General features: G+C 64.6%; 12 protein-coding genes. 8 read left to right on the forward strand and 4 right to left on the reverse strand.

All coding sequences use genetic code 11. The annotated features are described in order from the left end of the window. Positions 1–218 precede the first annotated feature (218 nt). Entirely contained in the window at positions 219–1,607 is a 1,389-nt protein-coding gene (locus tag ACSC1P_RS08770; RefSeq protein WP_435359765.1) for a DUF4382 domain-containing protein, read from the reverse strand. Positions 1,608–1,812: 205 nt separating this feature from the next. On the opposite strand from ACSC1P_RS08770, the gene ACSC1P_RS08775 reads away from it, so the two are divergent. Both ACSC1P_RS08775 and rnz read left to right on the forward strand, forming a co-directional pair. Next, a complete protein-coding gene (locus ACSC1P_RS08775; RefSeq protein ID WP_435359766.1) occupies positions 1,813–3,345 on the forward strand; it encodes a S8 family peptidase in 1,533 nt (510 codons plus the stop codon). Between the two features lie 39 nt (positions 3,346–3,384). Then, positions 3,385–4,314 (forward strand): ribonuclease Z, encoded by a 930-nt coding sequence (rnz, locus tag ACSC1P_RS08780; protein ID WP_435359767.1) that lies wholly within the window; start codon positions 3,385–3,387, stop codon positions 4,312–4,314. Positions 4,315–4,344: 30 nt separating this feature from the next. Here rnz and ACSC1P_RS08785 read toward each other — a convergent pair whose 3' ends face one another. Beyond that, the gene (locus ACSC1P_RS08785) at positions 4,345–5,403 is read right to left on the reverse strand and encodes a TIGR01177 family methyltransferase (protein ID WP_435359768.1); all 1,059 of its coding nucleotides are present in this window, start codon (positions 5,401–5,403) and stop codon (positions 4,345–4,347) included. A 286-nt stretch (positions 5,404–5,689) separates the two neighbouring features. On the opposite strand from ACSC1P_RS08785, the gene ACSC1P_RS08790 reads away from it, so the two are divergent. The 3 genes from ACSC1P_RS08790 to ACSC1P_RS08800 all read left to right on the forward strand — a co-directional run bounded on the left by ACSC1P_RS08790 (position 5,690) and on the right by ACSC1P_RS08800 (position 7,052). Next, entirely contained in the window at positions 5,690–6,250 is a 561-nt protein-coding gene (locus ACSC1P_RS08790; RefSeq protein ID WP_435359769.1) for a TATA-box-binding protein, read from the forward strand. A gap of 34 nt (positions 6,251–6,284) precedes the next feature. Next, complete coding sequence (locus ACSC1P_RS08795; RefSeq protein ID WP_435359770.1) at positions 6,285–6,656, forward strand: DUF7473 family protein; 372 nt, start codon at positions 6,285–6,287, stop codon at positions 6,654–6,656. Positions 6,657–6,728: 72 nt separating this feature from the next. Next, entirely contained in the window at positions 6,729–7,052 is a 324-nt protein-coding gene (locus ACSC1P_RS08800; protein ID WP_435359771.1) for a hypothetical protein, read from the forward strand. A 309-nt stretch (positions 7,053–7,361) separates the two neighbouring features. On the opposite strand, the gene hisG is transcribed toward ACSC1P_RS08800, so the two are convergent. Then, positions 7,362–8,207 (reverse strand): ATP phosphoribosyltransferase, encoded by an 846-nt coding sequence (gene hisG / locus ACSC1P_RS08805; protein ID WP_435359772.1) that lies wholly within the window; start codon positions 8,205–8,207, stop codon positions 7,362–7,364. 132 nt (positions 8,208–8,339) lie between these two features. On the opposite strand from hisG, the gene ACSC1P_RS08810 reads away from it, so the two are divergent. Both ACSC1P_RS08810 and ACSC1P_RS08815 read left to right on the forward strand, forming a co-directional pair. Beyond that, a complete protein-coding gene (locus tag ACSC1P_RS08810; protein WP_435359773.1) occupies positions 8,340–9,428 on the forward strand; it encodes a hypothetical protein in 1,089 nt (362 codons plus the stop codon). Positions 9,429–9,500: 72 nt separating this feature from the next. Continuing rightward, complete coding sequence (locus ACSC1P_RS08815; protein WP_435359774.1) at positions 9,501–10,574, forward strand: hypothetical protein; 1,074 nt, start codon at positions 9,501–9,503, stop codon at positions 10,572–10,574. 3 nt (positions 10,575–10,577) lie between these two features. On the opposite strand, the gene ACSC1P_RS08820 is transcribed toward ACSC1P_RS08815, so the two are convergent. Continuing rightward, positions 10,578–11,309 (reverse strand): stage II sporulation protein M, encoded by a 732-nt coding sequence (locus ACSC1P_RS08820; RefSeq protein WP_435359775.1) that lies wholly within the window; start codon positions 11,307–11,309, stop codon positions 10,578–10,580. Between the two features lie 151 nt (positions 11,310–11,460). Here ACSC1P_RS08820 and ACSC1P_RS08825 point away from each other — a divergent pair, with 151 nt between their 5' ends. Continuing rightward, positions 11,461–12,744, forward strand: a complete 1,284-nt coding sequence (locus ACSC1P_RS08825; RefSeq protein ID WP_435359776.1) for an amidohydrolase — start codon at positions 11,461–11,463, stop codon at positions 12,742–12,744. The last annotated feature ends 178 nt before the right edge of the window (positions 12,745–12,922 follow it).

The raw sequence follows: 12,922 nt of genomic DNA on the forward strand, positions 1-12,922 counted from the left end.
TATCGAAACGGTTGGAACATTCCGAGTTGTTTGGAAAATTACCATTGGTGTCCGTTTCAGCTGTGTGAGAACCGCTACCATGTATTTCCAGTAGCTATAACCGAATTTTGAGCTAGCACATAGTCGTTATGGCCGCAATATCCGCGAGGAATTAGTTAATATATCAACCTTTCGGCCACCGGCGCATACTGCGGGTCGACGGCGACGTCTCGGTGCGTCTACACCGCCGCACTCGTGACAGAATATTGTCTTATATTGTTTCCGTTCCCACGCTCGACCTCGACTTCGACTTCCGCCTCGGCGCTGTCTTTCGTGACCGCCACGGTAATCGAGTCGGTGTCCTTCGGTACGGTGAACTCAAGCGTGCCACCGTCGCTGGTCTTCCCGACTTCCTCGCCGTCGACCAAGACGGTCGCACCACCGACTGGGCCGCCGGTCTCGGAGACCATCACGGTCGCCGCCTCACCGGCCGTGACTGGCTCTTGCACCTGCACGGAGAGGTCGCCCCGTGGTTCGTCGGTCTCGGTCTCAGTCTGTGTCTGCGTCTCAGTCTCTGTTTCGGGTGCCTCCGTGGTCGTCGACGTGTCCGTCTCCGGTGCGTCGGTTGTCGTAGTCGTGGTGTCCGTCTCCGTCGTGGGGGCCTCGGTGACAGTCGACTCCTCGTCGGTCTCGGTTTCGCCGGCACCGTCGCCGGACTCGTCGCCTTCACCGACGTCGCGGATATCGACCTGGTCGCCGGTTCCGGACTCACCGATGACTGGGCGCAGGACGTACTTGCCCGACTTGCCCGCTTCGTGAATCATGATGTCGAACACGAACTCGGTCTCGGTGCCGGACTGGACCGTGAATCCCTTGTTTATCTTGAGCTTTCCACTCGGGAGTTTCACGTTCACTTGCTCGCCGTTCTTCAGAGTGCCTTCTACGTCGCTGACGTAGACGAACACGCCGTCGTACTCGCCAGACTGGACGGAGAACGACGCCAGTTTGGAGGCGTTCGCACCCTGCAGTTCGGTGAGGTCGACGGTCCGCGAGTCGACCTCGTAGGTCGTCCAGCCGTCCTCGCTCTCGTCGTCGGCACCGCCTTCGGACTCGGTTTCCGTCTCGGTGCCGTTCTCGGTGGTCGTCGTCTCCTTCGCGTAGACCGCGGCGTCGGCGCTGGTCTCGGTCGCGGACTGGACCGAGGTCTCGGCCGGTTCTTCGGCCGTCATCTCGGTGGTCCCATCGCTCGCGGTCTCGGTCGTCGTCGACTCGCTCTGGGACGTCATCCCATCTGCGGGCGACTCGTCGTCGGCTTCGGACTCGCCGTCGGTCGCCTCCTCACCACCGGCGTCACCGCTGCGGTGGAGGCCCACCTTGGTGATAGTGACGTTCAGGTGTTCGAAGTCCTCGATGGCGCCCGGGCGGTCGCTCACGTAGAACGACATCGAGGCGTCACCGGCACCACCACCGCCGCCGGGGGCTGCGTCTTCGTCTCCCGGGTCAGTGGCAGTCGCACCGTCCGTGCCGGTCGGGGACTGCGTGTCCGTTCCGCTACTCCCGCCGAGGCAGCCCGCAGTGACGAGTAGGGCGGCCACGGCGACTGTCAGCAAGACATTCCGTCGAGTCATCGCTATTTTCTGGCGCAGTCAGCGGCATAAAGCGGGTAGTCTGTTGAGCATCGTTTCTACCTGCACCGCCGATTTTCCACGGTTTGAACGGTCTTGAACGGTTTCGAGACGGTCGAAATCGATGCACGAACCCAGCGCACAACAGAAAATTCCGAAATCAGACATGTCTTGTATAGTTAAATTTCTGCTCTTCGATGTGGACGCTATGCCACGTGGAATCACACGGCGGGGTGTACTGGCTGGAACGGCGACAGCGGCGGCGACAATCGCTCTCGGCGGTCGAACCGTACAGGCAGCGCCATCGACGGACCGGTATCTGGTCGACCTCCGAAGCGACGATGTATCACTCGATGGACTAGAACTGACACACCGACTCGACGAAATCGGCGTCGCGGTCGTGCGCGGCTCCGAAGAGGCCGTCGCCGGACTGCGCTACTCTCGGGACGTGGCGCTGTCCGTCAGTCCACCCGAAATCGAGCGTGGCTGTGACGACGACGACGACCACGATGGGGCGAGCGAACCCCTGTACTACCTCCAGTGGGACAAAGGCGCACAGGCCGTCCCCGGGGTCCATCCCGAAGTAGCCGGACGAGGAACGAACGTCGCGGTCATCGACTCCGGTGTGTACGACGACCACCCAGACCTCGCACACGCCATCGATTCCGACCTCTCGCGGAACTTCACGGGCGATGGCGGTGACTACAGGCCGAACGGCGCGGGCGACCACGGGACCCACGTCGCGGGCATCGTCGCTGCGAACGCGGGAAACGACCGTGGTGTCCTCGGGACGGCACCGGAGACCGACATCGTCGCCTGCCGCGTCTTCTCGGCCGGCGGCGGCGCTACCTTCGGCGACATCATCGCTGCGATGGTGTACGCGGCCGCGGTCGGCTGTGACGTCGCGAACATGAGCCTCGGCGCGTATCCGGTTCCGCTTTCCGACCCCGAAACACGGCTCCTCATCGACGTCATCGAACGTGCGGCCTCGTTCGCGAACGAGGAGGGGACACTCATCGTCGCCTCCGCCGGAAACGCCGGCGAGAACTTAGACGACGACGGCGACGTCATCAGCCTCCCGAACGAGGCAGCCAACGTGATGAGCATCAGCGCGACCGGCCCCATCGGGTTCCGCTGGAGCGAGGAGGACGACGGCGGAGACGACGAAGATGGTGACGACAGCGAGAGTGAAACACGTGACGGCGATGCAGAGCGCGGCGACGATGACGACGACGCAGACCGACCCGAGATGAAGGACGCACTCGAAGCCACCCGCGAACCACCACGAACACCCGCGTTCTACACCAACTACGGGACCGATGCGGTCGACGTGAGTGCGCCCGGCGGCAATGCTGACCGAGACGCGATGGGCACTGACGCGAACTGGCAGTACGACCTCGTCCTCTCGACCGCGTTCACCGTCGAAGACGACGACGTCACCCCCGGCTACGGCTGGAAGGCGGGGACGAGCATGGCCTCGCCGCAGGTCGCCGCCGTCGCTGCGCTCGTCCGCGGCATCGCACCGCAGGCGTCAGCTACCGAGGTTCGCCACCTCATCGAACAGACCGCGAGGGACGTGTCCCCGGCCGACTACCGCGGTGAAGGCCACCTCGACACGACCGCCGCCGTCGAGGCAGCCGAAGAACTCCGCCGTGGTGACGACGAGGAAGACAGCGACGATGAGCACAGTGACGACGACTACGGCAACGACGAGCACGGTGAGCACGGCGACGGCCACTGATTCGATACCGGTTTATCGCTCCCGTGACGAGGGTGTGCCATGCCGCTTAGCGTCACCTTCCTCGGGACCAGTGGGGCCGTGCCGACGACGCAGCGCAACCCCTCCGCCATCTTCTGTCAGCGGGAGGGTGACGCGTTTCTCTTCGACTGCGCCGAAGGCACCCAGCGCCAGATGATGCGCTACGGCACCGGTTTCGGTGTCGACCACATCTTCGTCACGCACACGCACGGCGACCACGTCCTCGGTATCCCGGGCTTGCTCCAGACGATGGACTTCAACGAGCGCGACGACGCCCTCGCGATTCACTGCCCGGCGGGCGAACGGAACGTCATCGAAGGCCTCATCGGTGCCACGGGCACCCGACCGTCGTTCCCAGTCCGTATCCACGAAGTCTCGCCCGGTCAGGTCGCGCTCGACCGCGACGAGTACGAGATTCGCGTCTTCGACGTGGAACACCGCACACGCGCGGTGGGCTACGCGCTCGTCGAGGACGACAGAAAGGGCCGGTTCGATCGCGAACACGCCGAGGAACTCGGTGTCCCGGTCGGCCCGAAGTTCTCCCACCTCCACGAGGGCAAGCCGGTCGAACTCGACGACGGGACCGTCGTGACGCCAGAACAGGTCGTCGGCGACCCCCGCCCGGGCCGCCGGTTCGTCTACACCGGCGACACCGAACCGGTCGCCGAGACCGTCGAAGTCGCCGAGAACGCGGATTTACTCGTCCACGACGCGACCTTCGCCGAGGACAACCGCGAGCGCGCCGGCCAGACCGGCCACTCGACGGCCCAACAGGCCGCAGAAATCGCCAGTCGCGCAGGGGTGAAGCGACTCGCACTCACCCACATCTCCTCGCGGTACGCCGGGCACACGGAAGACCACCTGCACGAAGCCCGCGAGGTGTTCGACGGCGAGTGCTTCGTCGCCGAGGACGGTCTGACCGTGGACATCCCGTATCCCGACGGCGAATAAGCGCGGAGGCAGCGAAGACAGCGAAGACAGCTATTCTAAAACCAGCACGTACCGCGTCAGCGACCGGTGCACACGCCGTTCGAACGACGATTCGATTTCCCACCCCGCGTCGCGCGCCTGCTCGACCCACGAGCGGTCGGCGACGACGACACAGCGGTCGGCGACGCGCCGAGCCTCGGAGAGCGCGCCAGCGACGAGGTCGTCCAGTCCGTGCGTCTCTATCTTCGACTGGCGACCGTACGGCGCGTCGAAGACGACGGCGTCGACTGCATCGTCGCAGAGCGGGAGCGCAGTTCCGTCGCCGCGACAGACGTGCCAGTCGCCCGGTTCGGTGATCGCGTATTTCTCAGTGTCCAGAAAGTGCGCGAGATTCTGGCTCGCGCCACGGACCATCTTCTCCTGTGCGTCGGTGCCGAGGACGGTCGACCCGACGAGACCGGCCTCGACGAGAACGCCGCCGGTGCCACACATCGGGTCCAGCAGTGTCTGACCCGGGCCAGCACCCGCGACGTTGACCACCGCGCGCGCGAGAAGTGGGTCCATGCTGCCGGGCTGGAAGAACGGTTTGTCCGTGGGTTTCCGGTCGCCGAAGTCCCGAACCGACTCGGCGGCGAGCCAGCCGAGGGCACAGACGCCTGCTTCGCCCGCGCTGGGCGAGTCACCGGTCTCGTCAGTACTATCGCCCTCTTCGGGTTCGTCCAGTGGCGCGAACACGACTCGGAGTTCGTGGTCCGGGTCGTCGAGGTCGACTGTGAAGCCGCGGTCGACGAGAACCTGGCCGAGTTGGCGCTCCGCGTCGCTGGTCGAGATTCCAGTCGCGCTCCGAACGTCTCTGGCGCGGACCGCGACGGTCCCCTCGCGGTCGATGGGAGCCGCGTCGAGCAGTGCGACCGCACTGTCGATGGACGCGTCGGTGCGGCCGACGAGGTCGCTGGCGCGGTGCGTGTACGCGAGGCCGCGGATGCGGTCGAGCACGACGCTGCCAGCCGTGGCGACGCCGACGGCGACGCGCTCGATACCGGTCGCGCAACTCGCCGCCTCGCGCGCGGCGAAGGCGTCGTCCTCACCGCCGAGTTCCAGCAGATACACGACTCCGGGTAGTCGGGACGGGACCAATACGGTTGTGATACTTGCTCGTCGCGTCGAACAGCCCTGTTATCGCCGACGCCCGACCAGCGATGTCGCACCGTCGACGTGGTCCGCGCGCGAGCGCGAAACGTATCGAATTCCCCACCGAATCGATTCAAGTCACCCTTATACCGGCAACATTTCAGTTTTCTCGCCGACGAGAACCATCAGACTGCGCCCGAATTCGGGCCATGCGCCTACTTGGCACCAACCTTTATAAACCTTAAATACAACTTTTAAGTCGAGTATGACCGACCCCAAGGAGACCATCAATATCGAAAACGTGGTCGCTTCCACCGGCATCGGCCAGGAGCTCGACCTGCAGAGCGTCGCCATGGACCTCGAAGGTGCGGACTACGACCCCGAGCAGTTCCCGGGCCTCGTCTACCGCACGCAAGAACCGAAGTCTGCCGCCCTCATCTTCCGCTCTGGGAAAATCGTCTGTACGGGTGCCAAGAGCACAGAGGACGTCCACGAGAGCCTGCGCATCGTCTTCGACAAGCTGCGCGACCTCAACATCCAGGTGAACGACGACCCCGAAATCGTCGTCCAGAACATCGTCACGAGCGCGGACCTCGGACGTAACCTGAACCTGAACGCCATCGCCATCGGTCTCGGCCTGGAGAACATCGAGTACGAGCCCGAGCAGTTCCCGGGCCTCGTCTACCGCCTCGACGAGCCCGAAGTCGTCGCCCTGCTGTTCGGCTCCGGCAAGCTGGTCATCACGGGTGGGAAGAAGCCGGTCGACGCCGAGCACGCGGTCGACAAGATCGTCTCGCGCCTCGAAGACCTCGGCCTGCTGGAATAGTCACGCACAAACCGCGGCGACCCGAAGCGCCGGTATGCTCGCTCCCGTGCAACTCGCTCCGGCCGCTGGCGGGCCGCTCGCGTACCTCGGCACGTTCGCCGTCGCCACCGTGTTCTACGCGGTGACGCTGCATATCGCCGCGCGCAACGTGCTCGGCGACGTGCCCGTGAGCCGTGCGTTTCTCGTCGGCCCAATTCTCGGCGCGCTCTCACTGCTCCTCCAGCAGTGGGAACCAGCCATCGTTATTCTCGCGACAGTGCTGGTCGACGCCTACGCCATCCACCTCGTCTACCGCCTCGACCGCCGGACGACCGCGTTCGTCGCCATCATCCACTACACCGTGGCCATCATCCTCGGCTTCACGCTGTACAACCTCGTCGCGCTGCTGTCGACCGCGCCGTCGTAGTGCGGTCGTCGGGCCGCGGTGTGCCCGAACCAGAGCCGGGCACTTTTCTTCTCCCGCTGCCGACTGCCAACCATGGAACAGGACCAGCGGACCAGCATCGCCCGTGGCGGCCTCTCCTTCCTGCTGGCCGGGGTCGTCGTCTTCGTCATCGGCATCACGAACACCCCGTCCAGTCTGGGCCTCGCCGTGGCGCTCGTCGTACTCGGACTCCTCATCGGCGGCGTCGCCTACCAGTTCGACCAGCCGATTCTCGCCGCCATCTGGATGGCTCCCGTCATCGCCGCCGTCGTGCTGTTCGTCCAGCAAGACACCGACGGCCCGGGACTGGTGACCCAGGCGCTCATCGTCGGCGCTATCGGCATCGCACAGGTGTTCTTCTCGCAAATCGGGAAGTAGGTGGCGTCAAAGCTAGCGGAATTTTCGATGGGCGACTGAATCGCAGCATCCCCTCTGGCGCGCGCTGGTGAGCGTGCCGCAGGCCGCGAGCCAGCATCGCGCGAGGGATGAGCGAGTGAAACGAGCGAATCGGTTGGGGAGGTAGTGGATGCGGTGCGGTCATGTACCGTCGGCAGTCGTGAACTGCTCGTTAAAACCAACAACCAACCCATCGACACCCCTGAACGTCCCGTGGACGCCAAGAGCCTCGGCAGTAGCAAAGACGACCACACGAACCCGCCAGCCAGCAACGAACACCGAAAATCTCGATTACTCCACTAATCGCTCGATTTCCGTCACCAGCACGTCGCTGGCCCCGACCTGCTTCACCTTGTTGATGGTCTCGAAGATGTCTGTCTCGTCGACGACGGCGTGTACTGCAACCTTCTCAGACCCGGCGATGTCCATCACGGTCGGGCCGCCCATGCCGGGGATGACGTCACGGACCTCGTCCAATCGCGACTCGGGCACGTTCATCATCAGGTAGCGCTTCCCGTCAGCTTGCAAGACGGAGTTGAGCGCCATCGTGATTTGGTCGACTTTTTCCTCACCAGCCACGTCCGGACGGGCAAACAGTCGGACCGACGACTTCAGCACCTCGTCGACGATTTCGAGGCGATTCATCCGCAGGGTCGTCCCGGTCGAGGTGATGTCGACGATGGCGTCGGCCATGTCGACGTGGGGCGTGAGTTCCGTCGCGCCAGTCACTTCGGCGATTTCCACGTCCACATCGAGTTCAGAGAAGTAGTTCTGCGTGACGTTCGGGAACTCCGTGGCGACGGTGCCGTCTTCTAAGTCATACGGCGTCTCGATGTCGTCTTCCTCCGGCGCGGCGAGAACGAGGCGACACGACCCAAAGCCGAGGTCGAGCAGCGACTCGGCCTCGACCGCAGCCTCGCACATCTGGTCGAACCCGGTGATGCCGAGGTCAGCCGCGCCGTCGGCGACGTACTCGGGAATGTCTGCGGCCCGGGCGAACAACAGCGACACGTCCGGGTCGACGGTGTCGGCGTACAGTTTCCGGTCGGCCCCGTCGACGATATGGAGGCCGGCCCGTTCCAGCAGGTCGATGGTCGGGTCGTGCAGCCGCCCCTTGTTGGGAACCGCGATGCGCATTTGCCGGGGATTCGCGGGCAGTGGGCAATTGCCTTTCCCTCCGGCGGCGTGTTGCCGGTTCGGGCGAAGAAACGCTGAACGACCGATGGACAAAGCCCAGTTATTTTTATCATTCTGACTGGTATACGCCGTATGAACGCTGCCGCCCTCCAGCAGGCCGCCGGTGTCACCCTGCTGTTCGCCTTTTTCGCCTTCGGGTTCACCCAGTTCATCGGGTCGCGGGCGGTCCAGTGGACGAGCGACAGTGCCCTGCGACGGCTGAAAATCGCACTCGGACTCACGGTGTTCGGCTTCGGCGGAGTGTGTTACCTCTTCATCGACGAGTCCATGGACGATGTGGCGGCGTCGCTGGTCACGGGCAGCACCCTCGTCGAGTTTACGGGAATGTTCTTCTCGCTAGTGGCGGTCTGGGTCGTCGCAGTCGCCGGCTATCGGGGAGCAAGTCCAGCGATTCGGAAGATTCGGCGGGACGCGGTCGAGGGCGTCGCGCTGACCAGACGGTTCGCGAGAATGACAGCAGTCATCCTCCCGCTCCTCGGGGGCACACTGCTACTACTCGACCCAACTGTGGCAGCGACCGTTCCCCTATCCGGCCCAGTGTTCGCCGCAGTTGGTGTCACTGCATTGCTCGTCGTGCTGTACACGTTCAGCACCCTCGGTGTGCAGGTCGCGAACGACACCCGGGAACCGACCGATGTAGAACGACGCAGACTCCAGCGGTGCTGGCCGGACGACAGAGACGTCCCGACGTTCGTGGTCCTGAACCGTGACGACCAGGTGTCCATCACCGGGCGGTGGTCCCCGTTTGGCGAACGGGTGTACGTCTCGACGCGGACGTTGGCAGCGATGGACGACGACGCACTCGCGACGGCCTGTATGTTCGTCACCGAAGTGCGGGACAAACATGTGCTCGAGCGGTTTCTCGGGTCGCTCTGTCTGGCGCTACTCGTTTGCGTGGTCGCAGTCAGTGCCGACTCAGTTCTCGTACTCCTCGTCGGCTCCGTGGTGTTCCTCGTGCTCACCATCGGTGGACTCCGTCACGTTCGCACCACGGTTTTCGCCGTCGACGAAGCAGTCAGTGCCCGAGTTGGGACGGACGCGGTCGAATCGTTCCTCGAACGGAGCCATGAGCTGAACGGTTCGGCACGAAGTCGCGGGACCATCGCCAGCAAACTACACCCGTACCCTGCACTGGAACCACGCCTCGAACGGCTCGACTGACGGGGACAGGCCACCCCGAACCGAGCAACTGAGGCCATTCGCTTTTGCGTGGTTCACACAAATTGACACGTAGTGTTCGACGTGCTCCAGCAAACCGTCGCTACGACGGTGTTACTCTCGTTCGTCGCGTACGGCACGCTCCGCTTTTACGGGTCGAGAATCGTCCAGCAAACCGGCGACGAGAGGCTGCAGAGACTCAGGGGGACCGCTGCGCTCGCGATGATCGTGTTCGGGCTCGTCGCAATCTTCGGTTCCCTCCTCGCTGGGTCCCACGAGGTAGGCGAAGCAGTCGCGTCGAATCGGATGCTCGTTGACTTCGTCGGGATGGCCGTCGTCGCCTGTTGCGTCTGGCTGGTCGTCACTGCTGTCTACCGGGGCGCGAGACCAGCCATGCTGACGCTCGCCGACGACGACAGACACGTAGTCGTACGCACCGCACGCTTTGCCCAACAGCTTGGAGTCACGCTCGTGCTTCTCACGGTCGCCATCTTCCTATTCACTCGGTTCAGGGCCTCAGAACCGGTCGTTCAGGTCGGTGCCCACATCGGACTCGTCCTCGTGTTCACCGTGTTCTATCTCGGACAGGCCCCGCTAATCAGGATGAACAATCAGGTTTTGGACCTGACTGCGAGTGAACGCGAACGACTCACCGCCTGCTGGCCCGCCGACTACCCGACGCCGAAGTTCGTGGTGACGGCGACGACCGAGGAACTCCAACACTCGTGTCTCTGGACCCCCGGGAGAGAACAAGCGACGATTTCGAAGCGTCTGCTCGACGAGGCGGACGACCACGAATTACGTGGCGCGCTCGCCCTGGCAGCGGCCCAGCGCAAACACCGGCTACACGCAGTACGAATCTCGCTTGTCCACCTCGTCGTGGTACTGTCTGCCGTCATCCGGCCGGTCGGAACCTACTACGTCGGGTTCGCTGTAATCGTACTGGTGATGGCGGGCTGGGCGGTCTACACCCGTCGAACTGTACGCGCCGCCGACGAGACGGCGGCACAGTGGGTCGAGAGTGACTGCGTCAAAGCCGCAATCGACCTCCGGGCCACCTCGGGCGACCTGCAGGAGAGTCGCGGTGCCCTCGGGAGCCGACTACACCCGAATCCCGCCACTAGCAAGCGAATGGAGTATCTCTCGTAACGGTTATCGCGCCGCACCAGACTGCACCCCACCGAAGAACTGCTCCAGCAGCCACACCGTCAGGTGCATCTCGATGACCGCGGCGACGGCCAGTGCCAGAACACCGACGACCAGCAACAGTGCGACGCGGCCGATTTCGGCCCGCGTCCAGAGTCGCTCGCGCCGGTCGAGTAGGTACAGCACCGGCACCGCGACGATGCGGAAGCCGATGGCGCTCCCGAGAAAGAGTGCCGGCAGTTCGATGATGCCGTGTGGTATCAGTGCGAGCAGGACGAAGCCAACGCCGACCTGCGCGGCGGCGGCCGCGGCGACGTAGCCGACGAGCAGGCCGTTGAACAACAGGCCAGCGAGGGTGAGCAGGACGCCGACGATGGTGACTGGGGCGAGCGCGAACAGCAAGAACACGCGAGCGTTGTTCAGGAACACGAACGTCGCGGTCGGGTTCTCGGGGAGGACATCGCCCAACGAGTCCAACCCCATCGCCTCGAACAGGTCGACCTGTCCGTGGATGGCGAGGCCGACGACGGTACCGAGGGCGAACAGGACGACGGAGGCGAAGAAGTACCGTCGGTGTTCGCGCCAGCCGAGCGCGAGACCGGCTTTCGAGAGCGTCGGTGGGTCGGTGGCGGATTCGTCAGTAGGGGAATCGACAGCGGCCGGACCCTCGGCGGTCGAACCGTCGACAGGGTGTTCACTCCGGGTCGCCGACTCGGCTGGTTCGTCCCGCGAATCCATACTGGAACGTAGGCACGGCACGCGAAAAACCGTGTCGGCGAATCGACCGGTTCTCTTGTCGTGGCCAGAGCCACAACCGCGAGCCGTGCCCGCCGACTGCCGACCGCGCCGTCCCGGTGGAATCTTGGTACCGGCAGCAGAATCGCCGGCCATGGAACTGGTCGTACGCGGCGGGCAGGTGTTGCTGTCCGACCTGACAGTGCAGGCGACGGACGTACTCGTAGACACAGACGCGGGCGAAATCGTCGAGGTGGGCGACGACCTGACTGGCGACGAGGAACTCGACGCCGAGGGCGACCTCGTCATGCCCGGGCTTGTCAACGCGCACACGCACGCGGCGATGACGCTGCTTCGTGGCTACGCCGACGACAAACCGCTGGAGGCGTGGCTCCAGGAGGACATCTGGCCGGCAGAGGCCCAACTCGAACCCGAGGACGTTCGTGCTGGCACCGAACTGGCCCTCGTCGAGATGATCAAGTCGGGCACCACGGCGTTCGCCGACATGTACTTCGAGGTCCCGGAAGTCGTCGACGCGGTCGACCGCGCCGGTGTGCGCGCTCGCCTCGGCCACGGTGTCGTCACCATCGGCCGTGACGCCGAGGAAGCCCACGCCGACGCACAGGAGAGTATCGACGTGGCTGAGGAGTTCGACGGCGCGGCCGACGGTCGGGTCCGAACCGCGTTCATGCCGCACTCGCTGACGACGGTCGGGAGCGAGTACCTCGACGAGTACGTGCCGAAGGCGCGCGAACTGGGCGTGCCGGTCCACTTCCACGCGAACGAGACGCGCGACGAGGTCGACCCCATCGTCGACGAGCACGACGAGCGACCGCTTCAGTACGCCACGGAACACGGGCTACTCGACGACTCTGACTTCTGTGCCCACGGCGTCCACACGGACGCGACCGAGCACGAACTGCTCGCGGAGACGGGCGCGGCGGTCGTCCACTGCCCCGCATCGAACATGAAACTCGCCTCCGGCATGGCCCCGGTACAGGACATGCTGGACGCGGGCGTGACGGTCGGCCTCGGCACCGACGGGGCGGCCTCGAACAACGACCTCTCGATGTTCGACGAGATGCGCGACGCGGCGATGCTCGGCAAACTCGCGGCCGACGACGCCAGCGCGGTCGACGCCGCGAGCGTGGTCGAGATGGCCACCGCCGGGAGCTCCGAAGCAATCGGGCTCCCCGGTGGGCGCATCGAAGCCGGCGAAGTTGCCGACCTCGTGGTCGTCGACCTCGACGGCGCACACCTGACGCCCGCCCACGACCTCGTGAGTCACCTCGTCTACGCCGCCGCGGCGGCCGACGTTCGCCACACCGTCTGCGACGGACAGGTGCTCATGCGCGACCGTGAGGTCCTGACACTCGACGAGGAAGCGGTGAAGCAGGAGGCGCGCGAGCATGCAGCGTCGCTCGTCGAGCGGGCCTGAGACGAGACAGGAACATTCATAATCTAACTTATATATCTCGGGGGCGTACTCTCGACTGAGGAGCCACCGGTACCCGAGAGGTGGTGACGAGGTCTCACTCTTCTAGAGACCGGGCGGGTCGTGGGGAGGGACCACGACAGGGCAGAATCGCATCCTGCTCCGGGCACGACGTTCGTGA

It is taken from the genome of Haloarchaeobius caseinilyticus, assembly GCF_051207395.1.
In the GTDB taxonomy this organism is placed as follows: Archaea; Halobacteriota; Halobacteria; order Halobacteriales; family Natrialbaceae; genus Haloarchaeobius.

Excerpts from the sequence above, each read along its gene's own strand:
- hisG (WP_435359772.1), bottom strand. The coding sequence starts at position 8,207 with ATGCGCATCGCGGTTCCCAACAAGGGGCGGCTGCACGACCCGACCATC.
- rnz (WP_435359767.1), top strand. The coding sequence starts at position 3,385 with ATGCCGCTTAGCGTCACCTTCCTCGGGACCAGTGGGGCCGTGCCGACG.
- ACSC1P_RS08820 (WP_435359775.1), bottom strand. The coding sequence starts at position 11,309 with ATGGATTCGCGGGACGAACCAGCCGAGTCGGCGACCCGGAGTGAACAC.
- ACSC1P_RS08800 (WP_435359771.1), top strand. The coding sequence starts at position 6,729 with ATGGAACAGGACCAGCGGACCAGCATCGCCCGTGGCGGCCTCTCCTTC.
- ACSC1P_RS08775 (WP_435359766.1), top strand. The coding sequence starts at position 1,813 with ATGCCACGTGGAATCACACGGCGGGGTGTACTGGCTGGAACGGCGACA.
- ACSC1P_RS08770 (WP_435359765.1), bottom strand. The coding sequence starts at position 1,607 with ATGACTCGACGGAATGTCTTGCTGACAGTCGCCGTGGCCGCCCTACTC.
- ACSC1P_RS08790 (WP_435359769.1), top strand. The coding sequence starts at position 5,690 with ATGACCGACCCCAAGGAGACCATCAATATCGAAAACGTGGTCGCTTCC.
- ACSC1P_RS08825 (WP_435359776.1), top strand. The coding sequence starts at position 11,461 with ATGGAACTGGTCGTACGCGGCGGGCAGGTGTTGCTGTCCGACCTGACA.
- ACSC1P_RS08795 (WP_435359770.1), top strand. The coding sequence starts at position 6,285 with ATGCTCGCTCCCGTGCAACTCGCTCCGGCCGCTGGCGGGCCGCTCGCG.
- ACSC1P_RS08810 (WP_435359773.1), top strand. The coding sequence starts at position 8,340 with ATGAACGCTGCCGCCCTCCAGCAGGCCGCCGGTGTCACCCTGCTGTTC.